This is a genomic window from Diaminobutyricimonas aerilata (genome assembly GCF_002797715.1).
Lineage (GTDB): Bacteria > Actinomycetota > Actinomycetes > Actinomycetales > Microbacteriaceae > Diaminobutyricimonas > Diaminobutyricimonas aerilata.
This window is the reverse complement of record NZ_PGFF01000001.1, coordinates 3,391,352-3,413,903: the sequence shown is the minus strand read 5'-3', so window position 1 is coordinate 3,413,903 and position 22,552 is coordinate 3,391,352. Positions and strand designations below refer to the sequence as shown.

Sequence of the window (22,552 nt, the reverse complement as noted above, 5' to 3'; positions counted from 1 at the left end):
TCATCCGGCCGGTCCGTCGAGCATCGCGAGCAGGGTCGTCGTGGTGCGCCAGTTGCGCACCGTGATGCGCCGGAACACCGCCTTGCTCATGAAGCCCGTGATGCGGGTCTCGCGGGCCCGCGCCGCGACACGGGAGAAGTACAGGACGCCCGGCCCGATCGACACTGAGTCCACGCCCTCGCGCAGCGGCGGCAATTCGGCGAACGCCTCCTCAGGGGTCAGCGGGTGCTTGAGGAAGAACACGTCGCTGCGCAGCTCCGCCGAACCGTGGTCGGCGGGCGCGGCCGTGATCGTGGCGGCGAGCTCCTGCCGCGACCGCACCACGACCAGGATCGGGATCCCGAACCGCTCCTCGAGCAGCCGTTCCAGGCTTTCTTCGAGCTCCGGGCCGGTGGCTGGGTCGGCGGTGAACACGACGTTGCCGCTCTGGATGTAGGTGCGCACGTCGGCGTAGCCGGCATCGCGGAAGCACGCGGCGAGGTCGGCCATGCCGACTTGTTGTGCCCCCCGACGTTGATACCCCGGAGCAGCGCCACGGATGTCGGCATGGTCGTCAGCGGAAGACCGCAGCGACGGCGCTGATCTCGACGAGTGCCCCGGGCACTCCCAGGCCGGCGACGCGCGCGGCGGTCACGAGGGCGGGCTCGTCGGACGCCAGCCGCGTCGCGATGGTGCCGTAGCCGGCGCCGAGGTCGGCACCGTCGACGATGAGCACCGTCCACTGGATGACGTCGGCCAAGGCGGCACCGGCGGCCGCGAGCGCCACCTCCGCGTTGTCGAGGGCTCGCGCGGATTGGACCGCGATGTCGTCCCCGACGACGGCGCCGGTGTCGTCGACGCCGTTCTGCCCGCCGATGTAGATGGTCGTGGCGCCCGGCGGCACGACGGCGACATGACTGAAGGCGGGGCTGTGCACGAGTCCCTCGGGACGGATGCGGTCGATCCTGGCCATGAGCAACCGTGGCACGATCCGCCGACAACGCGGAACACGACGGGTGCAGGAAAACGCTTTCTCGAGTAGCGTGGCGGGCGAGGACTCCGTATCGGCGACGCATGACAGCGTGCGACGGGGCTTCACGGCCGCCGGTGTCCCAAGGAGTGAGCATGCGCAATTACGCACTGGTGGGTGTCGGTTCCCGCGCCCAGATGTACCTCGACGCCATCGCCGGCACCCATTCGGATGCCGCCCGACTCGTCGCCTGGGGTGACGCGAACCCGGGCCGGCTCGACTGGTCGGCGCAGCGGCTGCCGCAGCTCGGCAGCCCGCGGCGTTTCGACCCGGCCGAGCTCGCGACGGTCGTGCGCGAGGAGTCCGTCGACGTGGTGATCGTCACGACCCCGGATGCCACGCACGCCGCGTACGTCGTGGCCGCCCTCGACGCCGGGGCGGACGTCGTGGTCGAGAAGCCGCTCACGACCACCTCGGAGGGCGTGCGGGCGATCGCGGAGGCGGTCGAGCGCACCGGGCGATCGGTGACCATCACCTTCAACTACCGGTACGCCCCGCGGAACACCGCCCTCAAGCAGGTCATCGCGTCGGGTGCCGTCGGCCGGGTGACGAGCGTGCACTTCGAATGGGTGCTCGACACGGCGCACGGGGCCGACTACTTCCGCCGCTGGCATCGCGACAAGGCGAACTCGGGCGGACTGCTCATCCACAAGGCGTCGCACCACTTCGACCTCGTCAACTGGTGGATCTCCGACTCGCCCGTGCGCGTGTTCGCGAGCGGCGGGCTGCGGTTCTACGGCGCCGAGAACGCGCGAACGCGCGGGCTCGGCCCTCGCCCCGAGCGCGGCACGACCGACTCGGAGCTGCGCGACGCCTTCAGCCTCGACCTGCGCCGCGACCCGGTGCTCAAGGGGCTCTACTTCGACCAGGAACAGCACGACGGCTACCTGCGCGATCGCGACGTCTTCGATGCGGGCATCACGATCGAGGACAACCTCTCGCTCGTCGTCGACTACGCCGGTGGACCGTCGATGGCCTACTCGCTCAACGCGCACTCGCCCTGGGAGGGCTACACCGTGACCGTCAACGGCACGGAGGGGCGTGCCGAGCTCACCGTCATCGAGCGCGGTGCCGTGCTCTTCGACGAGGAGGGTCGCGTCGTGGTCGACCCGAGCGCGCGCCCCGACCTCGTGGTCGACGAGGGCGCCCGCCCGGTCGGCGAGCGGCTCGTCGTGCAGCGGCACTGGGAACCGGCACGCGAGGTGGAGATCCCTGCGGCGGACGGCGGACACGGCGGCGGCGACGCGTTGCTGCTGCGCGAGGTCTTCGTCGGCGGGGAGACGGATGAGCTGGGCCGCTCGGCGACGTGGCGCGACGGCGTGCGCGCCGTCGTGGTCGGGCTCGCCGGGAACCGGTCGCTCGAGAGCGAGCAGGTGGTGCGCATCGCCGACCTCGACCTCGGGCTCGCCGCCCGCGACCTCCCGGGGGTGGGGGCATGACACGCACACTCGTCACCGGCGGCGCCGGGCGTCTCGGCCGCAGCGTCGTGCGCGCACTGGCCGACGCCGGTCGCGACGTCGTCTCGGTGGACCTCGTCACCCACGCCGATCTGCCGGCCGTGCAGGTGCAGGCGGACCTCGCCGACGCGGGCGCCCGCACCGACCTGTTCGAGCGGTACCGCCCGGACGAGGTGGTGCACCTCGCGGCCATCCCCTTCCCCGGAGCGGCACCCGACGACGAGACCTTCGCCGTCAACACGGGGCTCGCGTTCGGGGTGCTGAACGCGGCGCTCGCCGCGGGCACCGGCTCGCTCCTCATCGCGAGCAGCCCGACCGTGATCGGCTACGGCGCGCCGATCGGCTGGCAGCCCGAGTACCTGCCGCTCGACGAGGCGCACCCGACCCGTCCATGGAACGGCTACGCGCTCTCGAAGGTCGCGATCGAGGGACTCGTCGCGATGGCCGCGCGTTCGGCCGGCGATCGCATCCGCACCGGAGCGTTCCGCCCCTGCTACGTGATCGCGCCGGAGGAGTGGAGCGGCGCTCCCACCCAGCAGGGCCACACGGTCGCCGAGCGGTTGCAGCATCCGGAGCTCTCGGCCGTCGCGCTGTTCAACTACGTCGACGCCCGCGACGCGGGGGAGTTCGTCGTGGCCTGGCTGGATGCGGGTGACCGCGCCCCCAACGGGGAGACGTTCTTCGTCGGGGCGCGCGACGCGCTCGTGCGCGACTCTGTCCCCGCCGCGGTGGAGACCTGGTTGCCGTCGCTCGCGGATGCCGCGGCGAAGCTGGGCGACACCGAGTCGCTCTTCTCGAGCGCGAAAGCGGAGCGGCTGCTCGGCTGGCGCGCCCGCCGCACCTGGCGCGAACAACTCGCGGGGGTCGACGTTGTCTGAGCTCACCTTCGCCGACGGCGTCCTGTTCTTCCCGGTCACCGCGTTCGACGCGGCCGGGCGGCTCGACCTCGAGACGACGCGTTCGCACGTCGCCGCGGGGGTGACGGCCGGGCCGGGTGGGGTGTTCGCCGCGTGCGGCACGGGCGAATTCCACGCGCTCTCGCTCGCGGAGTTCACCGCGGTCGTCGCCGCGAGCATCGAGGCGACGGCGGGCCGCGTGCCGGTCATCGCCGGTGCGGGCGGCCCGCTCGGGCACGCGATCGGCTGCGCGCGTGCGGCGTCCGAGGCGGGGGCCGACGGCCTGTTGCTGCTGCCGCCCTACCTCGTGCAGGGTCCGCAGACGGGGATCGTGCGCTACGTCGAGGCCGTGCTCGCCGAGACCGACCTGCCGGTGATCGTCTACCACCGGGGCGGGTCGACCCTCACCGCGGCGACCGCCGAGCACCTGCTGTCACTCCCGGGCGTCGCGGGCATCAAGGACGGCGTCGGCGACATCGCCGTGGCGCAGCAGATCGTGCTCGCCGGGCAGCGCACCGGCCGCACCGACCTGCGGTTCTTCAACGGGCTGCTCACCGCGGAACTCAGCCAGGCCGCCTACAAGGCGATCGGCATGCCGCTGTACTCCTCCGCCGTCTTCGCGATGGCCCCCGACATCGCGACGGCGTTCTACCGCGCGTATCGCGCCGACGACGCCGACACGCAACGCCGGCTGCTCGACGGCTTCTACCGGCCCCTCGTCGCCTTGCGCGACGAGACGCCCGGATTCGCCGTGTCGCTCATCAAGGCCGGACTGCGGCTCGCGGGCGTGCCCGTCGGATCGGTGCGCGCCCCCCTCGTCGACCCGACCGCCGCCCAGGAGCAGCGCCTCGCCGACATCCTCGCCGCCGGTCGCTCCCTCATCGCGGCATGACGGCCACCGTCGAGTCCGTCGAGGTGCGGCGCCTCGAGATCCCGCTCGCGCGACCCTGGGCGCCCGACGTCACGACCGTCACGGTGCTGCCGGTGGAGGTGCGCTGCGACGACGGCACGGTCGGCCACGGGTTCAGTTGGACCCCGACGATCGGCGCCGGCGCGGTCGCCGCGTTCCTCACCGAGGAGCTCGCTCCCTGGTGGACCGGGCGCGCCGCGGATCCCGCTCTCTGGCAGCAGGCCTGGGAACGGGTGCACGAGGCGGGGGGCGGCGGCATCTCGACGATCGCCCTCGCCGGCATCGACCTCGCGCTGTGGGATGCCCGGGCCCGTCGCGAGGGAACGAGCGTCACCGGAGTGCTCGGCCGCCGTCACGACGAGCTTCCGGTGTACGGCAGCGGGGTCAATCTGCACTATCCGCTCGAGGAGCTCGTCGCGCAGGTCGAGCGCTGGGTGGCCGCCGGGCACCGCGCGGTCAAGGTGAAGGTCGGCAAGCCGGACCCGGCCGAGGATGCGGACCGGCTCGCTGCCGTGCGGGAGGTGCTCGGCGCCGACCGCGACCTGATGATCGACGCCAATCAGCGCTGGGACGTCGACCGCGCCGCGCACGCCCTCGAGCTGTTCACCGCCGTGCGGCCCGCGTGGATCGAGGAACCGCTCCGCGCCGACGATCTCGCGGCGCACCGGGAACTGCGCCGGCGCACCGACCTGCCGATCGCCCTCGGCGAGAATCTGCACACGATCCACCGCTTCCGCGACTTCCTCGACGCGGGCGTCGTCGACGTCGTGCAGCCGAACGTCATCCGGGTCGGGGGCATTACGCCGTTCCTCGCGATCGCCGATCTCGCGCGGGAGCGGGGCGCGCGGCTCGCCGCACACCTGCTGCCCGAACTCTCCGCTCAGCTGTCGTTCGCGCTGCCGGAGCAGACGTGGATCGAGGACGTCGAGGACGCCCGCTTCGCCGACCTCGGCGTGCTCGCGGAGTCGACCGGGCTCGAGTTCGGTGCCGGGCACGTGCGCGGCGGTCCGACGCGCGGGCTCGGCATCCGCTTCACCGATCGGCCGAGCCTTCCACCGGCGGATCGAGGTCGGTCCGGCTCGTGACCTTCGTCCGGCCGACCGCGCTTGCAGACGCCGGCGTCATCGTGGGAGTTGGATGCGATCGCTCAACTCCGGTCGCGTAGGCAGGCGGGCGCTCTTCTCCCACAGCGAACAGCCTTCCAGTGATGTCACTTAGTGACTAGTGTCATATCGTGACAACTCGGCACTCGATCCACACCTCCGCATCCGCCCTCCACTACGGCGCGCGCGTCGTCCGCGACGTCGTGGCCCTCATCCGTTCGCACCGGCGTGCCTTCGTCGCCCTGAACCTCGGCTATCTCGGCATGTTCGGGCTTGGCATCCTCGCAACCGCCCTCGTGCCCGAACTGCGCCCCGGCGGACTCGGCGCCGTCGGTGATCCCGGCGCCGGCGGCCTGGGTGGGCTCATCGCGGACTCTTACCGCAGCGGGAACGTCGCCCTCGCCGCGGTCGTCACTCTCGGCGTGAACCTGCTCTCGGCGTCGTTGCTGCAGACGACGCTGCCGACGCTCATCGTGCCTTTCCTCGGCGTCGTTTCGACCCTCGTCCGCGGACTCTCCTGGGGGGTGCTGTTCACTCCGGTCGGCGCGCACGACGCCCTCTTCCTCGTTCACTGGGTGACTCTCGCGATCGAGGGCGCGGCGTATGTCGTGGTCGGCTTCGCGGCGTGGGTGCATGGGCGGTTCTTGCTGCAGCCGCAACGGCACGGCTTCGCGACTCGGCGCGCCGGGTACGTCGGCGGCCTGCTGGCGACGGCGAAGCTCTATGCGCTCGTCGTCGCCCTCCTGATCATCGGTGCCCTGTACGAGGCGATCACTGTGATCTTCCTCATCGCCTGAGCCCGCTTGTCCCGCTGTTAGGGTCACTGCGTGACAGAAGCCCGGGTGCCGATCGACCTGCGTCGCCGGTCGGACGCTCGCCTGCAGGTGTCACGGATCGCCGCCGAGCTCTTCTGGCGTGACGGTCTCGCCGCCACCCGCGGCGAGGACATCGCGCGTGAGGCGGGCATCGCGACGCGCACGCTGTGGAGGTACTTCCGCTCCAAAGAGGCGTGCGTGGAGCCGGTGCTCGTCGAATCGGGCCGCGTGTTCGAATCGGTGCTGCACGGCTGGCCTCTCGACCGCTCGATCGAGGAGTATCTCGAGAAGGCGGCCACGCCGGGACCTGTCGTGTTCTCCTCCGACGACGTCGCGGCGATGCGGATGATCGTGCTCGGCTACACCGAGCCGGCGCTTCGCAGCGCGTGGCTCATGGTGTGCGACGCGGCCGAGCAGCGCTCGACGCCCGTCTTCGCTCCCCGACTGAACCTGCCGCGGGACGCGGCGGAGGTGCGCCGTGTCGCGGCATCCGTGTCGGGGGCGATCCGCGCGCTCACCGACGGGATGAGCATCGAGTACGTCGAGAACGGCGTGGTACCCGAATCCCCCGACGTGTTGCGCACTCTCGCTGCCGTCGTGCGCGACGCGAGCAACGGCCGTATCGGTCCGGCGATCTGAAGGATCGCGGTCGTCCTCTGAGCCTGGGCCGACGCGCGGGCTCGGCATCCGCTTCACCGATCGGCCCTGACGGGCCCGATCACCTCGCGCTCGAGGAACCGTCGCGCGATGAGGTCGAGACCGCACTGCGAGGGATGCAGTCCGTCTTCGAGCAGATGGGCATCAGCCGTACCGAAGAGCTCCAGCCCGTCCAGATAGTGCAGCGCAGGATCGTCGCGGACGGCGGCGACCGCGCGCAGCACCTCCCGGGAGCGCTGCAGGGTGAGCACGTCCGCGTCCTGGCCGCGCTCGGTGCCCCGGGGGCCGTTCGGCGTCGCCACCATCGGACCCGGCGTGGTCTCGAGTGCCGGGCAGGCGAAGGCGCCGATGAGCACGATCGGCGCGTCGGGGTGGCGGTCGCGGAGGGCGTCGAGAAACGCGTGCGTCGCGGAGGTGAGGGCGCGCGGCCGCATGGCGTCGGCGCCCACGATGTTGATGCCGAGTTCGAGCGTGACGACGTCGGCATCCATCGCGGCGATGCTGCGCGCCGTCATCGGGTCGAGCATCGCGTTGCCGCCGAAGCCGAGGTTCGACCAGCGGATGCCGAGCGCCCGACCGACCTGCGCAGGCCAGGTCTCGCGCGGATCGTGGGCGTTCCCGCCGTGACTGATGGAGCTGCCGTGATGCACCCAGTGCGGACGGGCGCTGTCGGGCACGGGCTCGACGGGCGCGTCGCCGCTCACCCCCGCGAGCGTCACACCCGCGTCGTGCGGGAACCACACGACGACGTCCCGGCGCGCGGAGGCCGCACCGAGATCGAGTGTCACCCGCACGACGGGCCCGGGCTCGCGCCCGTACGGCTCCCCTCGACCGCGTTCGATCCGCGAGCCGGTGGGTGTCGCCACGGCGCGGGCGATCACCTCCCCGCCGGCCTCGGCGAGGAACTCGGCATCCCGGGTCGGCCGCCCGAGGTGACGCATGACGTAGCGCTCGATGATCACGTCGAGGTCGAGCCGAGAGGCGGCGGTGCGGAGCACGAGACGCACGCCAGAGGTGAACTCGGCCATCAACTGAAGCGACTCCGGCGCCCGGCGGTGCTGCTCGGCCGTGAGGCGCAGCGGGCGCAGACCGCCTTCCGTCTCGACGACCTCGGCCACGCCTCTGAAACCGCTTTCTAGCCGCATCGGTGGTCAGCGTACCCGAGGCGCTTGGCGAACTGGTGGCACTCGGGGTGAGACCCGGGCTCGGATGGAGCGAGTGACGGGAATCGAACCCCGCGACGGCGGCGCATGCCGTCGCGAACTGGGGGCACTCGGTGTGGGTTACCCGGGCTCGGATGGAGCGAGTGACGGGAATCGAACCCGCGCTATCAGCTTGGGAAGCTGAAGTTCTACCATTGAACTACACTCGCGTCGCCGCGCGAACGCGACTGTTCCCCATTCTAGTAGCCTCGAGCCATGCTTCTCAGCGATCGGGACATCAGGGCTGAACTGCACGCGGGTCGCATCGGTCTCGATCCCCTCGAGCTCGGCATGGTGCAGCCGTCGAGCGTCGACGTGCGGCTCGACCGCTTCTTCCGGCTGTTCGACAACCACAAGTACCCGTTCATCGACCCTGCCGAGGATCAGCCCGAGCTGACCCGTCTGGTCGAGACGAAGGGCGACGAGCCGTTCATCCTGCACCCGGGGGAGTTCGTGCTCGGTTCGACCTACGAGCTGATCACCCTGCCGGATGACGTGGCCGCGCGCCTGGAGGGCAAGAGCTCCCTCGGGCGGCTGGGACTGCTCACCCACTCGACCGCCGGCTTCATCGACCCGGGCTTCTCCGGGCACGTGACGCTCGAGCTGAGCAACGTCGCGACGCTGCCGATCAAGCTCTGGCCGGGCATGAAGATCGGGCAGTTGTGCTTCTTCCGGCTCACCTCGCCGACGGAGCGGCCCTACGGTTCGAGCGAATACTCCTCGCGCTACCAGGGGCAGCGCGGACCGACCGCGTCGCGTTCGTTCCAGAACTTCCACCGCACCGACGTCTCGGCGGCACCCTCGCTCGCGCAGTAGCGAGCCGTCAGGCGTGGATCAGTCGGTCCACTCCTGCAGCTGCAGCACGAGCCACGGGCTGAATGCGAACGGCGCCGCGGCGACCGCGGTGCGCAGTTCCTCCGGCGTCAGCCACGCGTATTCGGCGACCTCGTCGGCGCGCGGATCGACCGCGTCACTCGTGGTGGCCCGGTAGACCGGGCAGATCTCGTTCTCGACCACGCCCGACGCGTCGACCGCGCGATAGCGGAAGTCGGGCAGCAGCACCTCGATGTCATCGAGCCGGATGCCCAACTCATGCTCCGCGCGCCGGCGGAGCGCATCCGGACCCCGCTCGCCCGGGGCCGGATGTCCGCAGAACGAGTTCGTCCACACCCCGGGCCAGGCGGACTTCGTCAGCGCGCGGCGGGTGACGAGCGTGCGTCCCGACTCGTCGAACACGTGACACGAGAACGCGAGGTGCAGGGGAGTCTCGAGGGTGTGCACGGTGGCCTTGTCGGCGGTGCCGATCGGGGTGCCGTCGTCGTTCAGGAGCACGACCAATTCGGTCGTGGAACTCACAGGAGAGGTGTTCATAGCGCCCGATAGTCTGCCGAGATGGACGAGGCCGACCTGCTGGCTGCCGCTCAGGAGCGGCAGGCCCAGGTCGACGCCGTGCTGGAAAGGTTCTTCACCCTAGCCATCCGACGTGCAGAACCGCTGGGTGATCGCTACACGTCGCTGTGGCGCGTGCTCGAGAGCAACACCCGCGGCGGCAAGCGCTTCCGTCCTCGTATGGTGATGTCGGCATATCTCGCCCTCGGCGGCCGCGACACCGAGGCGGCGGCGTGCGTGGGAGCCGCGTTCGAGCTGCTGCACACCGCCCTCATCGTGCACGACGACGTGATCGACCACGACTTCGTGCGCCGCGGGGTCCCCAACATCTCGGGCACCTTCCGTGACGAGGCGGCGACGCGCGGGGCGGATGAGCGCCTCGCCGAGCACTTCGGCACCTCGGCGGCCGTCATCGCGGGCGACCTCGCCCTGTTCAACTCCTATCGTCTGATCGATCGCAGCGGGGTGAGCGACGTCGTCCGCTCGCGGCTGCTCGAGGTCATGGACGAGGCGCTCTTCGCGAGCGCTGCCGGCGAGCTCATCGACGTCGACTTCGCGGTCGACGGCGGAGTGCCGCGTGTCGACGACATCCTCACCATGGAGCGCCTCAAGACGGCGGTGTACTCCTTCGAGTGCCCGTTGCAAGCGGGAGCGATCCTTGCCGGTGCGTCGGAGCAGACGGTGACGACGCTCGCCGACTTCGGCCGCGACATCGGCATCGCGTACCAGATCGTCGACGACGTGCTCGGGGTGTTCGGGTCGGAGTCGATGACTGGCAAGACGACCGTCGGCGACCTGCGCGAGGGAAAGCGCACGGTGCTCATCGCCTATGCGAGGAGCACCCGCGAGTGGGCGGAGATCGCCCCGCTGCTCGGCAAGCCGGATCTCGACGGAGCCGAGGCGGAGCATGTGCGGGCACTGCTCGACGGTTGCGGCGCACGCGCTTTCGCCGAGGGTCTCGCCCGCTATTACGGCAACCGCGGGCTCGCGCGCCTCGCCGAGCCGCACATCCCCTCGGCCCTCCGGGAGGAGCTGCACCCGGTGGCTGATGCCGTGCTGAGGCGGGTGCGATGAACCGGCTCGCGCTCTACGACAGGGTGGCCGAGGAGACCGCGAGCACCGTCATCCGGCGCTACTCCACCTCGTTCGGCCTCGCCTCCCGACTGCTCGGACCCGGCGTGCGCCAGCCCGTCGAGAACGTGTATGCCCTCGTGCGCATAGCCGACGAGATCGTCGACGGGGCGTCGGAGGAGGCCGGGCTCGACCGGGAGGGTGCGCGGACCGCGCTCGACACCCTGGAGCGCGAGACCGAGCACGCGTTGCGGGTCGGCTACAGCAGCAACCTGGTGGTGCACGCGTTCGCCCGCTCGGCGCTCGCCGCCGGCTTCGGCGCCGACCTCACGCGGCCCTTCTTCGCGTCCATGCGCATGGACCTCGATCAGACCGTGCACGACGAGGCGAGCTTCGACGCGTACGTCTACGGCTCCGCCGAGGTCGTCGGGCTCATGTGCCTGCGCATATTCCTGATCGGGCATGCGGTGGATGCGGCCACAGAGGAACGACTCGTGCACGGTGCCCGCCGGCTCGGCGCCGCGTTCCAGAAGGTCAACTTCCTCCGTGACCTGGCGGCGGACTACGAGTCCCTCGGCCGCAGCTACTTCCCCGGCGTCGACGTGCCGACGTTCACCGAGACCGACAAGACCCGGCTGCTCGACGACATCGACGCGGACCTGCGGGCCTCGGCCGCCGTGCTGGCCGACCTGCCGCCGTCGTCCCGTCGAGCGGTGTGCCTCGCGCAGGGACTCTTCGCCGAACTCGCGGCGCGGCTGCGCGCGACACCGGCGTCCCGCCTCGTGCGCGCTCGCGTGCGCGTGCCCAACCCCGTCAAGCTGCGCATCGCCGCCGCGGCGGCCCTCGGAAGGACCCCTCCAGCATGAGCCGCGTCGTCGTCATCGGCGGAGGGATCGCCGGACTGGCATCCGCCGCGCTGCTCTCCCGCGACGGGCACGACGTCACCCTGCTCGAACAGCGGGCAGAACTCGGTGGCCGGGCCGGCACCTGGGCGCGCGACGGGTTCCGCTTCGACACCGGCCCCTCCTGGTACCTCATGCCCGAGGTGTTCGACCACTTCTACCGGCTGCTCGACACGAGCGCGGAGGAGCAGCTCGAACTCATCACGCTCGACCCGGGCTACCGGGTGTACTTCGAGGGCGAGCGCGCGCCGCTCGACGTGTCGGCGGATCGCGACGAGAACCTGCGGCTCTTCGAGAGCCTCGAGAAGGGCGCCGGACGCGCCCTCGACGATTACCTCACGTCGGCGAAGGAGGTGTACGAGCTCGCGAAGAAGTACTTCCTCTACACGACCTTCGCGGCGAAGACCCCGCTGTTCACCCGCGAGGTGCTTGCGCGCGGCGGTCGGCTCGCGCAACTGCTCACCCAGCCCCTCGACCGCTTCGTGGCGGCCCGCTTCACGGACCCGCGCCTGCGGCAGATCCTCGGTTACCCGGCGGTGTTCCTCGGCACCGCCCCGTCGCTCGCCCCGAGCATGTACCACCTGATGAGCCACCTCGACCTCGCGGACGGCGTGCTGTACCCGGTGGGCGGCATCACGCGCGTGATCGAATCGATCGTGCGGTTGGCGCGATCCGAGCAGGTCGACGTGCGCACGAGCGCCACCGTCACCCGCATCGTCGTCGAGGGCGGGCGGGCGACTGGGGTCGACTACACGGATGCGGCGGGGACGACCCAGCGGATCGACGCCGACGTCGTGGTCGGCGCGGCGGACCTGCACCACATCGAGACGAAACTGCTCGACGCGCCGCACCGCACCTACCCGCAGTCGTACTGGGACAAGCGCACCCCCGGACCGAGCGCCCTCCTCCTCTACCTCGGCGTGCGCGGAGAGCTGCCCCAGCTCGAGCACCACACCCTGCTGTTCGCGCGCGACTGGAAGCGCAACTTCGACGACATCTTCGGCAAGACCCCGCGCATCCCGGATCCGGCGTCGATCTACATCTGCAAACCGAGCGGCATCGACCCGTCGGTCGCGCCGGAGGGACACGAGAACGTCTTCGTGCTCGTGCCGGTTCCCGCGGACCCCTCGCTCGGTCGGGGCGAGGTCGACGGCGACGGCGATCCGCGGCTCGAGGCGCTCGCCGACCGGGTGATCGCCCAACTGGCGTCGTGGACGGGCATCCCGGATCTCGCCGAGCGCATCGTGGTGCGCCGCACCCTCGGCCCGGGGGACTTCGAGGCCGACCTGAACGCGTGGCGCGGCACCGCGCTCGGCCCGTCGCACACCCTCGGTCAGAGCGCGTTCTTCCGTGCGGGCAACGCGAGCCGCAAGGTGCGCGGCCTCTACTACGCCGGCGGGTCGACGATCCCCGGCATCGGGCTGCCGATGTGTCTGATCAGCGCCGAGGTGCTGGTGAAGCGGATGCGGGGTGACACGTCGGCGGGACCGCTGCCGACCCCGCTGCGATGAGCGTCGTCTACCTCGCGGCCCTCGCCGTCCCGCTGTTCGGCATGGTGATGCTCGACCGCCGGTTCCGGTTGTTCTTCTGGGCGGATGCGCGCCGTGCGACGATCGTGCTCGTCACCGGTGTCGTGTTCTTCCTCGCGTGGGATCTCGCGGGCATCGGGCTCGGGGTGTTCTTCCGCGGGCAGACGGCGTTCATGACCGGATTGCTGCTGGCACCCGAACTGCCGGTCGAGGAACTCGTGTTCCTCACCTTCCTCTGCTACCTCACCATGAACCTGTACGGCGGGGCAGTCCGGTGGCTCGAGCACCGACGGTCCCGGCATCCGGGGGTGGCGTCGTGACGTACTGGGCGCTCAACGCGGTGTTCCTCGCCGTCGTCGGGGTGGTCGCGATCGCCGCGACGCGGTCGCGGCGCGGCCTCCGCTGGCGGGCGGTCGGGCTCGCGGCCTTCGTGCTGCTCGCCCTCACCGCCGTGTTCGACAACCTCATGATCGGGGTGGGCCTCGTGGCCTACGACCCGCGCCACCTGAGCGGCGCCTTCGTGGGGATCGCGCCGATCGAGGACTTCGCCTACGCGGTCGCCGCGGTCGTGCTGCTCCCGAGCCTGTGGGTGCTGCTCGGCCGACGTGCCGGTGATGCGGGGGAGCGCGGCGCATGATCCGCACGTTGTTCGTCTCGTCGCGACCGCTCAGCTGGGTGAACACGGCGTTCCCGTTCGCCGCTGTCTACCTTCTGGCGACCGGCCGGATCGACGCGGCGTTCCTCATCGGCACGCTGTTCTTCCTCATCCCGTACAACCTCGCGATGTACGGCATCAACGACGTGTTCGACTACGAGTCCGACCTGCGCAACCCGCGCAAGGGCGGTGTCGAGGGGGCCCTGCTCGCCCCGTCGATGCATCGCCCGACGATCGTCGCCGCGATCGTGACGACGGTCCCGTTCGTGATCGCGCTCGTCGCGCTCGGCCACCCGCTCAGCTGGCTCGTGCTCGCGGCGAGCCTGTTCGCCGTGGTCGCGTACAGCGCCGCCGGACTGCGGTTCAAGGAGCGCCCGGTGCTCGACTCGATCACCTCGAGCACGCACTTCGTCTCACCTGCGGTCTACGGCCTCGTCCTCGGCGGCGCCGAGTTCACGGGGGCGCTGTGGGCGGTGCTCGCCGCGTTCTTCGCGTGGGGGATGGCGTCGCACGCCTTCGGTGCGGTGCAGGATGTGGTGGCCGACCGCGAGGCGGGCATCGCGTCGATCGCGACCGTGTTCGGAGCGCGAACGACGGTCCGTCTCGCGATCGCGCTCTACTCCGCGGCGGGCGTCTTGATGCTGTTCTCGGAGTGGCCGGGCCCGCTCGGCGGGCTGCTCGCGCTGCCGTACATCGTCGCGATCGCGCCCTGGTGGGGGGTGCCCGACGCCGACGCGGAGTCGGCGAACCGCGGCTGGAAGCGATTCCTCGCGCTCAACTTCGTCACCGGCTTCCTCACCACGATGCTGCTCATCTGGTTCTCGATCCTGGATTGATGCCGCGCATCGCGTCACGATCGGCGCCGAACGCGCTCTTCTCAGGTGTGAGATCCCACCAGCCCGCCGTGCATTCCTCCCGCCCTGCGCTCCGTCGCGGGGTGCCGGAGGTGACCGACATGGCGGCCTACCGCGAGTTGCGGCTTCTCGATTCGGCGCTCGACGCGTGCACGAACGCGCTCGGCGACCCGATGCCGCGGTTCGCCCGCCGGCTCGTGCTCGATCTCATCCAGCGGCCGTGCGAAGAGCTGTGGGACGCGGCCCACGGCGTCTCGCTCTCGCGCAACGTGACCCTGTGGCAGGCGCTCCTGCAGCACACCGAGTACGGCGTGACGGCGGGTCCCCGGCAGATCGCGACGGCCGGCGACGGCACGCCCACGATCACCCGCACCCCGTGGGCCGCGGTGCCGACGGCGAGTCAGGTGCGTCGGGCGGTGCTCACGCACGCCTACCTGATGTCGGTCGACGGCGCCGTGTCGGTCGACGGATTGCGCTGAACGACCCGTCGCTCCGCCGGTCCGAGGTCAGTCGTCGGCGCCGGTCCAGCCGAGATTGCGGGCCATCCGTTCGAGCGTCGTGACCGTGCGCGCGTAGTCCTCGTCGGCGACGTCGCGACCGATCGAGTCGCGCATCCCGTCGACGACCTCGCCGAGGCGCGTGACGGCGACCGACCCGCGGTCGGTGAGCTCGTATCCGGCCGGGGTCGCCGCGACCCACCCGCTCTCGATGAGTTCGGTGAGGTGCTCCGCCGACGACTCGCCGGCTCCCGCCGCGAGGAAGGGCGCGATGGCCGCATCGAGGCGGTGCACGTCGGCCGGGCCGCGGCGCAGCAGGTTGAGCAGCTGCCACTGCCGACGGGTCACCCCGTGCTCCTCGAGCAGGTCGGCGAACCGCCCCTCGATGAGGCCGTCGACGAGCTTCAGCCAGTATCCGATCGGACGCTGATCAGCCATGCGCCCACACTACGGGCGGTGGTGCCGTGCGGATAGAGGTGCTCAGTACTCGATGCGCCCGTGCCGGTTGTGGAACTCGCCGGTCGGGCCGTCCTGGCCGATCGTCGCCAGGGCGACGGTCGCATCCGTGCCCTCGGTCGTCGTCTGGTGGCCGCTGTGCCCGTTGAAGTCGGTCGCCGTGTAGCCCGGGTCACTCGCGTTCACCCGCATGCCGGGCAGGTTCTTCGCGTACTGCACGGTCAGCGCGATCACCGCCGCCTTCGACGCCGCGTAGGGGATCGCGGGCACCGGGTGCTCGTCGGTGCCCGGGGTCGAGAGCAGACGCGGGGAGCCCACCCCGGATGCGACGTTGACGATCACGGGGTTCGCCGAGCGCTCGAGCAGCGGAAGCGCGGCCTGCGTGACGCGGACGAGGCCCACGACGTTCGTCTCCAGCACTGTGCGCATCTCGTCGGCGTCGAGGCCGTCCGTCGTGAGCACGGTGCCGAGGATGCCGGCGTTGTTCACGAGCACGTCGAGCTCGGGAAGGGCGGCGATCGCGGCGTCGACGCTCGCCTGGTCGGTGACGTCGAGAGCGACGACGTGCGCGCCGAGGTCGCGGGCGGCGTCGCCGGTGTCGGGGTCGCGCATGCCGGCGTAGACGGTGTGGCCGGCCTCGATGAGGCGGCGGGTGGTCTCGAGTCCGAGGCTGCGGTTGGCTCCGGTGATGAGTGTGGTGGTCATGGGCCCACTGTGCGCCCGCCGCGGCGGGTTCCCCAGGTGCCGGTCGACGGGAGGACTGGCAGTACCACCACGGACAGTGCATACGGGAGGAGGATGGAGCGGTGAGTGAGTTCGCGACAGTGCTGCGGTCGTGGCGCGACCGCGTCTCGCCGGAGGACGTCGGGTTGCCGGCGGGCCCGGGCCGTCGCGCGGCGGGACTGCGGCGCGAAGAGGTCGCGGCGCTCGCCGGAGTCAGCGTCGACTACATCGTGCGACTCGAGCAGGGCCGCGCCGAGAACCCGTCACCGCAGCTGCTCGGTGCTCTCGCCCGTGCGTTACGACTGACAGAGCAGGAGCGGGACCACTTGTACCGGGCAGCGGGCGTCGCGCCGCCGTCGAGCGGGATGGTGCCGCGGCACATCACCCCCGGCGTGCAGCGCATCCTCGACCGGCTGGGCGACGTGCCGATGCTGGTGTTCACGGCCACCTGGGACGTGCTGCAGCTCAACGCGCTCGCGGCCGCCCTGAGCGACGAGTGGACGCGTTACCGCGGCATCGAACGAAACGTCGCGTGGCGGCACTTCACGATCGGCCACGACCAGGTGACTTTCGACGAAGCGCACCACGAGGAGTTCTCGAGCGATCTCGTCGGCGACCTGCGCACCGCGGTCGGGCGCTACCCTGCCGATCCGCACCTCGCGGAACTCGTCTCGCGGCTGCGCGACGTGTCGCCCGACTTCGCACGTCGCTGGTCGTCGGCGCATCTCGCGCAGCATCGCACGAGTCGCAAGACCTTCGCGACGACGGTCGGTCCGATCACGATGGATTGCGACGTGCTCGCCGTGCCCGACAACGACCTGCGCATCGTCGTCTACACCGTCGCGCCGGGCAGCGTCGACGAGGAGAGGCTCGCGCTGCTCCGGGTCACGGGCACGCAGCAGCTCGCCGCCCCCGTCGTCGCTCAGTAGGCGAACGACATCCCGGCAGGGTACGACCCCCCGCTCGTGAGCGTCTCCGCCGCATCCGCCAGCCCGGCGAGCGCGATCGCGAGCGCGTAAGGGCCGAGACTCACACGCGCGACGCCGAGCTCGGCGAGACGGCGGATGGGCGGCGCACCGGGGGACGCGATCACCGCGACCGGCCCCGCGACGAGTTCGACGGCGCGGCGCACCCGCTGCTCGTCGGTGAGGCCCAGCACGAACACCGAGTCGGCGCCCGCGGCGAGGTAGGCCTGCGCGCGCAGCGCGGCGTCGTCCCATCCTTCGGGGGCGAGCGAGAGCGCGTCGAGACGGGCGTTGATGACGAGCGGCACGCCGGAGGCGGTCGCCGCGTCGCGCACGGCCGCGATGCGTGCCGTCTGCTCGTCGATCGAGTAGAGGCCGTCGCCGGTCGAGTCCTCGAGGTTGAGCCCCACTGCGCCGGTCGCGATGAGCCGGCCGACGTTGTCGTGCAGCTCGGCGGTGTCGCGGGCGTAACCCCGTTCGAAGTCGACGGTGACGGGCAGGTCCGTCGCCGCGACGACGCGCTCGGCCGCGCCGAGCGCCTGCTCGAGCGTGAGGCCCTCGCCGTCGGGCACCCCGTGCGCGGCCGACACCGCATGGCTCGCCGTCGCGATCGCCCGCACGCCCGGGGCCCTCGCGACGACGGACGCCGAGACGGCGTCCCAGACGTTGACGAGGATGAGCGGGTCACCGGGCACGTGGAGGCTGCGGAGCAGCTCGGCGCGCTCAGCCTGCGAAGTCGTGGTCATGCTCCGAGCCTGGCGGGTCGTCCACCGCATCCGCCAGCGCCATTCGGACATTACCGGCCCGCTCGGGCCCATCCGGGGTCCGGTCAGGACACGAGCGTCGCGTCGCGAGCCCCCGGCAGGTGGCTGCGCTCGCCCTCGTGGTCGATGATCGTCAGGATCTCGACCGGGCCGTCGTGCGCACCGATGACGTGCGGCGTCATGGTGGAGAACTCGGCAGCATCCCCCTCGTGCACGAGCAGTACGCGGTCGCCCAGGCGCAGCCTCGCGGTGCCGGAGAGCACCGTGAACCAGTCCCTTCCGGGGTGGACGACCATGTCCTCCGGGCCGGTCGGGCGTTCGGGGGTGATCCGCATCTTCGCCACCGTCACCCCGTTCCCGGTCCGTCCGTTCGAGAGCAACCAGATGGTCACCGCGCCCGCTGCCGTCGCGTGCGGGCGGATGATGACGTCTTCGTCGTCGTCCGAATGGATGAGAGCGTCCAGGGTCGTTCCCAGCGCCTTCGCGATCGGAACGAGTTGATCGAGGGCGATGCGGCGATCCCCGGTCTCGATACGACTGAGGTTGGAGGGGCTGATGTGGCACCGGCTCGAGAGCGCGTCGAGCGTCCATCCCCTCGCCACCCGCATGGCCCGGATCCGCTGACCGACGAGCCGGTCCATCCGCAGTTCTTGCTCCATAAGCAATATGGTATGTCCGAGGCGCATCGCCGGTCTAGCGTGAAGTCATGCCCCATCCGAGCGACCCGAGCAGACATCATCGACCCGCCCACCACATGGTCGGCGCCGAGGCGGCTCACGCCCGAGACCATGCGGAGGTGCTCGATCTCGACGCCGATGTGGTCGGTCACCTCGAGGAGCTCACCGCGTGGGTCGGGGCACATCTGCGTGACGAGCCGACGGCGGTGCTCGACATCGGCGCGGGCAGCGGGTCGGGCACCCTCGCGCTCGCCGAGCGCTTTCCGCGTGCCGAGATCGTCGCCCTCGACGAGTCCGCGCAGATGATCGACCACCTCGAGCGGGCCGCGTCCGCCTCCGGGCTCGCCGACCGCATCCGCACCGTGCGGGCCGACGCCGACGAGGACTGGCCCGCGATCGGCACGTTCGATCTGGCCTGGGCCTCGTCATCCCTCCATCACATGCGGAACCCCGACCGGGTGCTGCGTTCGGCCCGCGCGGCCCTGGCAGTCGACGGCGTGCTCGCGGTCGTCGAGATGGACGGATTGCCGCGATTCCTGCCTCCGGAGAGCGGCAGCGGCCGGCCAGGTCTCGAGGAACGCTGTCGGGCCGCGATGGCGGGGGCCGGCTGGAACGCCCACCCCGACTGGAGCGGGCACCTGCGGAGCGCGGGATTCGATCTGGTCGAGCAGCGCACCTTCTCCTACCTGCGGGCCCCGGCGCCGCCGCTCGCGTGGCGCTACGCCGAACGCGTGTTCACGAACGTGCGCGCCCACCTCGCCGACCGGCTGGCGCCGCACGACCTCGAGGCGATCGACGAACTGCTCGACGACCGGGCACCCGGGTCGCTCGCGCAGCGTCGCGACCTCGTCGTGCGCAGTGCACGCACGATCTGGCTGGCGCGGCGCGGCTGACCTCGACCCGCCAGTCCACGGCTCGATCACCCCGCCATGACACGGCGGCACGGCGCCGACCGTCGCTGCCGCCTCCCCACCGACGAGAGAAGAGAACATTGAGCACTCCCGCATCCGACCGTGCCGACACCGCTCCCGCGACCGTCGACGACCCTCGCCAGAGGCGGCAGATCCTCATGGCCGTGTGCGTCGCCCTCATGGCGGTCATAGCGTCCGTCTCCGGTCTCAACGTGGCGCAGTCGCAGGTCGCGGTCGAACTCGGCGCATCTCAGAGCACCGTGCTGTGGATCATCAACGCCTACACGGTGACCCTCGCGGCCCTGCTGCTGCCGCTGGGCGCCGCGGGTGACCGATGGGGGCGTAAGCCGATGCTGCTCACCGGTCTCGCGGTCTTCGCCGTCGCGAACGTCGTCGCCGTCGCCGCTCCGTCCGTCGAGGTGCTGCTGCTCGCTCGGGTGCTCAGCGGCGTCGGAGCCGCCGTCATCATGCCGATCACCCTCGCCGTGATCACCTCGACCTTCCCCGAGGAGGAACGGGCGAAGGGCATCGGAGTCTGGACGGCGGTCGGAGGAGGTGGCGGCATCCTCGGCATGTTCCTCTCCGCCGCGCTCGTCGACCTCGGCAGCTGGCGCCTGCTGTTCGTGCTCCCCCTCGCGCTCGTCGCGATCGCGTTCGTCGTCGCCCGGCGTGCGGTGCCCGACTCGCGGGAGCGGCCCGAGCACGGCTTCGATGCGGTGGGGTCCCTCGCGTCGGCCGTCGGGATCGTGGGGCTCGTGACGGCCCTGCACGAGGGGCCGGTGCACGGCTGGCTCGCCCCGCTGACCGTCGCCGGCGCGGGGGCCGGCGTGGTCGGGATCGGCGTCTTCGCCGCCTGGCAGCTCCGCCGGCGCGGGCCGCTGCTCGATCTGCGCATGTTCCGTTCGCGGGCCCTGTCGAGCGGCTCGCTCTCGTTGCTCGGGGTGTTCGGCGTGCAGGCGGGCATCCTCGTCGTGCTGTTCCCGTACTTCCAAGCGGTGCTCGGCTGGTCCGGCCTCGTGTCGACGCTGGGATTCATGCCGATGGCGATCCTCATGATGGCGTCGGCCGGACTCGCCCCGCGGCTGTCCGCCGGCGTCGGCCTGCGGTCGACGATGCTCGGCGGGATCCTGATGTTCGCCGGCGGCCTGGCGTCGCTGGCGCTCATGGCCTCCGCCGACGGCGGCTACCTTTCGGTGCTGCCCGGCATGCTGATCATGGGAGTCGGGATGGGTCTCGCGATGACGCCGGCGACCGAGGCCATCACGGGTGCGCTTCCCCGCGCGCAGCAGGGGGTGGCGTCCGCTCTCAACGACGTCACGCGAGAGCTCGGTACCGCGATGGGGGTCGCGCTCCTCGGGGCCGTGCTGTCGGCCGGCTACCGCAGCGCGATCGAACCGCGTCTCGAGGGGATCCCCGCCGACACCGCCGACGCCGCCCGGGAGGGGATCGCGAACGCGATCGCCGCCGCGCACGGCGCCGGAGCTGCGGCGGACTCCCTCGTCCGCATCGCGCAGGAGTCCTTCGTCAGCGGCTGGCAGCAGGCGATGTGGGCCGGGGTCGCCGTGATGGTGCTGTTGTTCGTCTACGTCGCCCTGCGCGGCGTGGGGCCGCGGCCGGCGAGGCGCGGCTGATCCGGGCCCGACGCCGCTGCCGGCGGCTCCGACTCAGCGGGCGGGTTCCTTCACGAGCAGCAGCAGCACGAATCCGACGAGGGTCACGAGCACGATGCCGAGGATGCCGAACGCCGTCGCGCCGAAGATGCCGATGAACAGCGCCCACAGACCGGGGGAGAGGAACGACGCGGCACGACCGGTGGTGGCGTAGAGCCCGAAGATCTCGCCCTCGCGGCCGGCCGGCGTGACCCGCGCGAGGAAGGAACGGCTCGCGGCCTGCGCCGGGCCGACGAAGAGGCACAGGATGAGCCCGCCGACCCAGAAGACGATGTCGCCCCCGTCGCGCAGCAGGAACACGGCGGTGCCGGCGACCACGAGTCCGGCGAGGGCGGTGAGGATGACCGCCCGCGCGCCGAAGCGGTCGTCGAAGCGGCCGGAGACGATCGTCGACACCCCGGCGACTAGGTTCGCCGCGATGCCGAACGCGACGACCTCGAGGAACCCGAATCCGAAGACCTGGTTCGCGATGACGGCGCCGAAGGCGAACACGCCGGCGAGTCCATCGCGGAACACCGCGCTCGCGAGCAGGAACCAGAACGTCGGACGGCTGTCGCGATACAACGCCACCACGTCGCGCAGAAGCAGGCCGTAGCTCGCGAAGAAGCCGACCCGCCGCTCGGGTCGTCCGGCGGGGAGCTCGGGCACCTTGAACAGGATGGGGAGCGCGAACAGGGTGGTCCACAGCGCGCATCCGACGGCGACCAGGCGGAACGGAAGCCCGTCGTCCTGCGGCAGCCCGAACCAGTCGAACGAGTAGGCGATGACGACGAGCACGAGCGCGACGATCCCGCCGAGGTACCCGAAACCCCAGCCGAGCCCGCTCACCCGACCGACGGTCGACCGCGTCGACACCTGCACGAGCATCGCGTTGTAGTTCACGCCGGCGATCTCGTTGAACACGCTGCCGAGCGCGACGAGCGAGACGCCGAGCAGGAAGAACGCGGGCTCGGCCTCGACGAAGAACAGCAGCGCCATGCAGACCACGACGAGAGCGGTGTTGACCGCGAGCCAGCGCTTGCGGTGACCCGTCGCATCCGACCGCTGACCGAGCACCGGGGCGACGATCGCGATGAGCAGCCCGGCGGCGAACGACGCCCAGCCGAACCCGCTCGCGAGGTCGGCGAGACCCGCCTCGTAGACCGGGTCGCCCTCGCCGAGCGCCGCGACCTCGGGCGGCAGGAACACATCGGTCGTGAGGTACAGCGCGGTGAAGATGAAGGTCAGGATGACCGTGTTGAACGGCTGCGTCGCCCAGTCCCACAGCGCCCATGCGAACACCTGCGAGCGGGGGATCTCCCGTCCCTCCTGCAGGTCGAGGCCGACGGCGGCGACCGCGCCGGTGTTCGCCGTCACGGGCACGGATCGGGGGGCGGGCTGGTCGTCGCGCATGGTGCGCAGCGTAGTCCGCACGATCGAACGCCGGGGTCTCGCACGCAT

General features: G+C 71.2%; 26 protein-coding genes and 1 tRNA gene. 17 read left to right on the top strand and 10 right to left on the bottom strand.

Translation table 11 applies throughout. The features are described 5' to 3' along the window. Together CLV46_RS16170 and CLV46_RS16165 are read right to left on the bottom strand one after the other, a co-directional pair. Complete coding sequence (locus CLV46_RS16170) at positions 1-489, bottom strand: DUF1697 domain-containing protein (RefSeq protein WP_245866967.1); 489 nt, start codon at positions 487-489, stop codon at positions 1-3. A gap of 64 nt (positions 490-553) precedes the next feature. Beyond that, a complete protein-coding gene (locus CLV46_RS16165; RefSeq protein WP_100365721.1) occupies positions 554-952 on the bottom strand; it encodes a RidA family protein in 399 nt (132 codons plus the stop codon). A gap of 152 nt (positions 953-1,104) precedes the next feature. Between CLV46_RS16165 and CLV46_RS16160 the strand changes: the two genes are divergently transcribed. The 6 genes from CLV46_RS16160 (at position 1,105) to CLV46_RS16135 (ending at position 6,829) form a co-directional block, all read left to right on the top strand. Then, positions 1,105-2,448: a Gfo/Idh/MocA family protein gene (locus tag CLV46_RS16160; RefSeq protein WP_245866964.1), complete on the top strand. Its 1,344-nt coding sequence runs from the start codon at positions 1,105-1,107 to the stop codon at positions 2,446-2,448. Further along, on the top strand, positions 2,445-3,344 hold the full coding sequence (locus tag CLV46_RS16155) for an NAD-dependent epimerase/dehydratase family protein (protein ID WP_100365719.1): 900 nt from the start codon (positions 2,445-2,447) through the stop codon (positions 3,342-3,344). Before CLV46_RS16160 ends, CLV46_RS16155 begins: the two co-directional genes overlap by 4 nt. Then, on the top strand, positions 3,337-4,254 hold the full coding sequence (locus tag CLV46_RS16150; protein ID WP_170028508.1) for a 5-dehydro-4-deoxyglucarate dehydratase: 918 nt from the start codon (positions 3,337-3,339) through the stop codon (positions 4,252-4,254). The genes CLV46_RS16155 and CLV46_RS16150 overlap by 8 nt, the downstream gene beginning before the upstream one ends. Next, positions 4,251-5,357, top strand: a complete 1,107-nt coding sequence (locus CLV46_RS16145; RefSeq protein WP_100365717.1) for a mandelate racemase/muconate lactonizing enzyme family protein — start codon at positions 4,251-4,253, stop codon at positions 5,355-5,357. The genes CLV46_RS16150 and CLV46_RS16145 overlap by 4 nt, the downstream gene beginning before the upstream one ends. 149 nt (positions 5,358-5,506) lie before the next feature. Then, positions 5,507-6,172: a hypothetical protein gene (locus tag CLV46_RS16140; RefSeq protein WP_100365716.1), complete on the top strand. Its 666-nt coding sequence runs from the start codon at positions 5,507-5,509 to the stop codon at positions 6,170-6,172. A gap of 30 nt (positions 6,173-6,202) precedes the next feature. Further along, a complete protein-coding gene (locus CLV46_RS16135) occupies positions 6,203-6,829 on the top strand; it encodes a TetR/AcrR family transcriptional regulator (protein ID WP_100365715.1) in 627 nt (208 codons plus the stop codon). 53 nt (positions 6,830-6,882) lie between these two features. Here the strand turns inward: CLV46_RS16135 and CLV46_RS16130 are convergent, their stop codons facing one another. Both CLV46_RS16130 and CLV46_RS16125 read right to left on the bottom strand, forming a co-directional pair. Next, positions 6,883-7,965, bottom strand: coding sequence for a GDSL-type esterase/lipase family protein (locus CLV46_RS16130; protein WP_157802367.1), 1,083 nt, complete (start codon positions 7,963-7,965; stop codon positions 6,883-6,885). Positions 7,966-8,145: 180 nt separating this feature from the next. Then, positions 8,146-8,219: transfer RNA gene (locus tag CLV46_RS16125), tRNA-Gly, on the bottom strand. Positions 8,220-8,265: 46 nt separating this feature from the next. Here CLV46_RS16125 and dcd point away from each other — a divergent pair. After that, positions 8,266-8,865 carry a dCTP deaminase gene (gene dcd / locus CLV46_RS16120; protein WP_100365713.1) on the top strand — a complete coding sequence of 200 codons (600 nt, stop codon included), beginning with the start codon at positions 8,266-8,268 and terminating at the stop codon, positions 8,863-8,865. An 18-nt stretch (positions 8,866-8,883) separates the two neighbouring features. On the opposite strand, the gene idi is transcribed toward dcd, so the two are convergent. Further along, positions 8,884-9,405 (bottom strand): isopentenyl-diphosphate Delta-isomerase, encoded by a 522-nt coding sequence (gene idi, locus CLV46_RS16115; protein ID WP_100365712.1) that lies wholly within the window; start codon positions 9,403-9,405, stop codon positions 8,884-8,886. A 36-nt stretch (positions 9,406-9,441) separates the two neighbouring features. Between idi and CLV46_RS16110 the strand changes: the two genes are divergently transcribed. The 7 genes from CLV46_RS16110 (at position 9,442) to CLV46_RS16085 (ending at position 14,928) form a co-directional block, all read left to right on the top strand. Next, positions 9,442-10,512 carry a polyprenyl synthetase family protein gene (locus CLV46_RS16110; RefSeq protein WP_100365711.1) on the top strand — a complete coding sequence of 357 codons (1,071 nt, stop codon included), beginning with the start codon at positions 9,442-9,444 and terminating at the stop codon, positions 10,510-10,512. Then, positions 10,509-11,375, top strand: a complete 867-nt coding sequence (locus CLV46_RS16825; RefSeq protein ID WP_170028614.1) for a phytoene/squalene synthase family protein — start codon at positions 10,509-10,511, stop codon at positions 11,373-11,375. The genes CLV46_RS16110 and CLV46_RS16825 overlap by 4 nt, the downstream gene beginning before the upstream one ends. Next, a complete protein-coding gene (gene crtI / locus CLV46_RS16820; RefSeq protein WP_170028612.1) occupies positions 11,372-12,922 on the top strand; it encodes a phytoene desaturase family protein in 1,551 nt (516 codons plus the stop codon). Before CLV46_RS16825 ends, crtI begins: the two co-directional genes overlap by 4 nt. Beyond that, positions 12,919-13,260, top strand: coding sequence for a lycopene cyclase domain-containing protein (locus CLV46_RS16100; RefSeq protein WP_100365710.1), 342 nt, complete (start codon positions 12,919-12,921; stop codon positions 13,258-13,260). The genes crtI and CLV46_RS16100 overlap by 4 nt, the downstream gene beginning before the upstream one ends. Beyond that, complete coding sequence (locus tag CLV46_RS16095) at positions 13,257-13,577, top strand: lycopene cyclase domain-containing protein (RefSeq protein WP_100365709.1); 321 nt, start codon at positions 13,257-13,259, stop codon at positions 13,575-13,577. Before CLV46_RS16100 ends, CLV46_RS16095 begins: the two co-directional genes overlap by 4 nt. Beyond that, the gene (locus CLV46_RS16090) at positions 13,574-14,431 is read left to right on the top strand and encodes a prenyltransferase (RefSeq protein WP_100365708.1); all 858 of its coding nucleotides are present in this window, start codon (positions 13,574-13,576) and stop codon (positions 14,429-14,431) included. The genes CLV46_RS16095 and CLV46_RS16090 overlap by 4 nt, the downstream gene beginning before the upstream one ends. Positions 14,432-14,550: 119 nt before the next feature. Then, complete coding sequence (locus CLV46_RS16085) at positions 14,551-14,928, top strand: hypothetical protein (RefSeq protein WP_157802366.1); 378 nt, start codon at positions 14,551-14,553, stop codon at positions 14,926-14,928. A 27-nt stretch (positions 14,929-14,955) separates the two neighbouring features. Here CLV46_RS16085 and CLV46_RS16080 read toward each other — a convergent pair whose 3' ends face one another. After that, complete coding sequence (locus CLV46_RS16080; RefSeq protein ID WP_100365706.1) at positions 14,956-15,384, bottom strand: transcriptional regulator; 429 nt, start codon at positions 15,382-15,384, stop codon at positions 14,956-14,958. Positions 15,385-15,426: 42 nt separating this feature from the next. Further along, on the bottom strand, positions 15,427-16,107 hold the full coding sequence (locus tag CLV46_RS16075) for an SDR family NAD(P)-dependent oxidoreductase (RefSeq protein ID WP_100365705.1): 681 nt from the start codon (positions 16,105-16,107) through the stop codon (positions 15,427-15,429). Positions 16,108-16,208: 101 nt separating this feature from the next. Here CLV46_RS16075 and CLV46_RS16070 point away from each other — a divergent pair, with 101 nt between their 5' ends. Beyond that, on the top strand, positions 16,209-17,054 hold the full coding sequence (locus CLV46_RS16070; RefSeq protein ID WP_100365704.1) for a helix-turn-helix transcriptional regulator: 846 nt from the start codon (positions 16,209-16,211) through the stop codon (positions 17,052-17,054). Here the strand turns inward: CLV46_RS16070 and CLV46_RS16065 are convergent. Both CLV46_RS16065 and CLV46_RS16060 read right to left on the bottom strand, forming a co-directional pair. Then, positions 17,048-17,836, bottom strand: coding sequence for an isocitrate lyase/PEP mutase family protein (locus tag CLV46_RS16065; RefSeq protein WP_100365703.1), 789 nt, complete (start codon positions 17,834-17,836; stop codon positions 17,048-17,050). The two genes, CLV46_RS16070 and CLV46_RS16065, sit on opposite strands and share 7 nt — an antisense overlap. Before the next feature lie 83 nt (positions 17,837-17,919). Further along, positions 17,920-18,513, bottom strand: a complete 594-nt coding sequence (locus tag CLV46_RS16060) for a helix-turn-helix domain-containing protein (RefSeq protein ID WP_100365702.1) — start codon at positions 18,511-18,513, stop codon at positions 17,920-17,922. 47 nt (positions 18,514-18,560) lie between these two features. On the opposite strand from CLV46_RS16060, the gene CLV46_RS16055 reads away from it, so the two are divergent. Both CLV46_RS16055 and CLV46_RS16050 read left to right on the top strand, forming a co-directional pair. Then, on the top strand, positions 18,561-19,424 hold the full coding sequence (locus tag CLV46_RS16055; protein ID WP_211282217.1) for a class I SAM-dependent methyltransferase: 864 nt from the start codon (positions 18,561-18,563) through the stop codon (positions 19,422-19,424). A gap of 98 nt (positions 19,425-19,522) precedes the next feature. Further along, positions 19,523-21,073, top strand: a complete 1,551-nt coding sequence (locus CLV46_RS16050; RefSeq protein ID WP_211282216.1) for an MFS transporter — start codon at positions 19,523-19,525, stop codon at positions 21,071-21,073. Positions 21,074-21,106: 33 nt separating this feature from the next. Here the strand turns inward: CLV46_RS16050 and CLV46_RS16045 are convergent, their stop codons facing one another. Further along, the gene (locus tag CLV46_RS16045) at positions 21,107-22,504 is read right to left on the bottom strand and encodes an MFS transporter (protein ID WP_100366119.1); all 1,398 of its coding nucleotides are present in this window, start codon (positions 22,502-22,504) and stop codon (positions 21,107-21,109) included. Between the last annotated feature and the right edge of the window lie 48 nt (positions 22,505-22,552).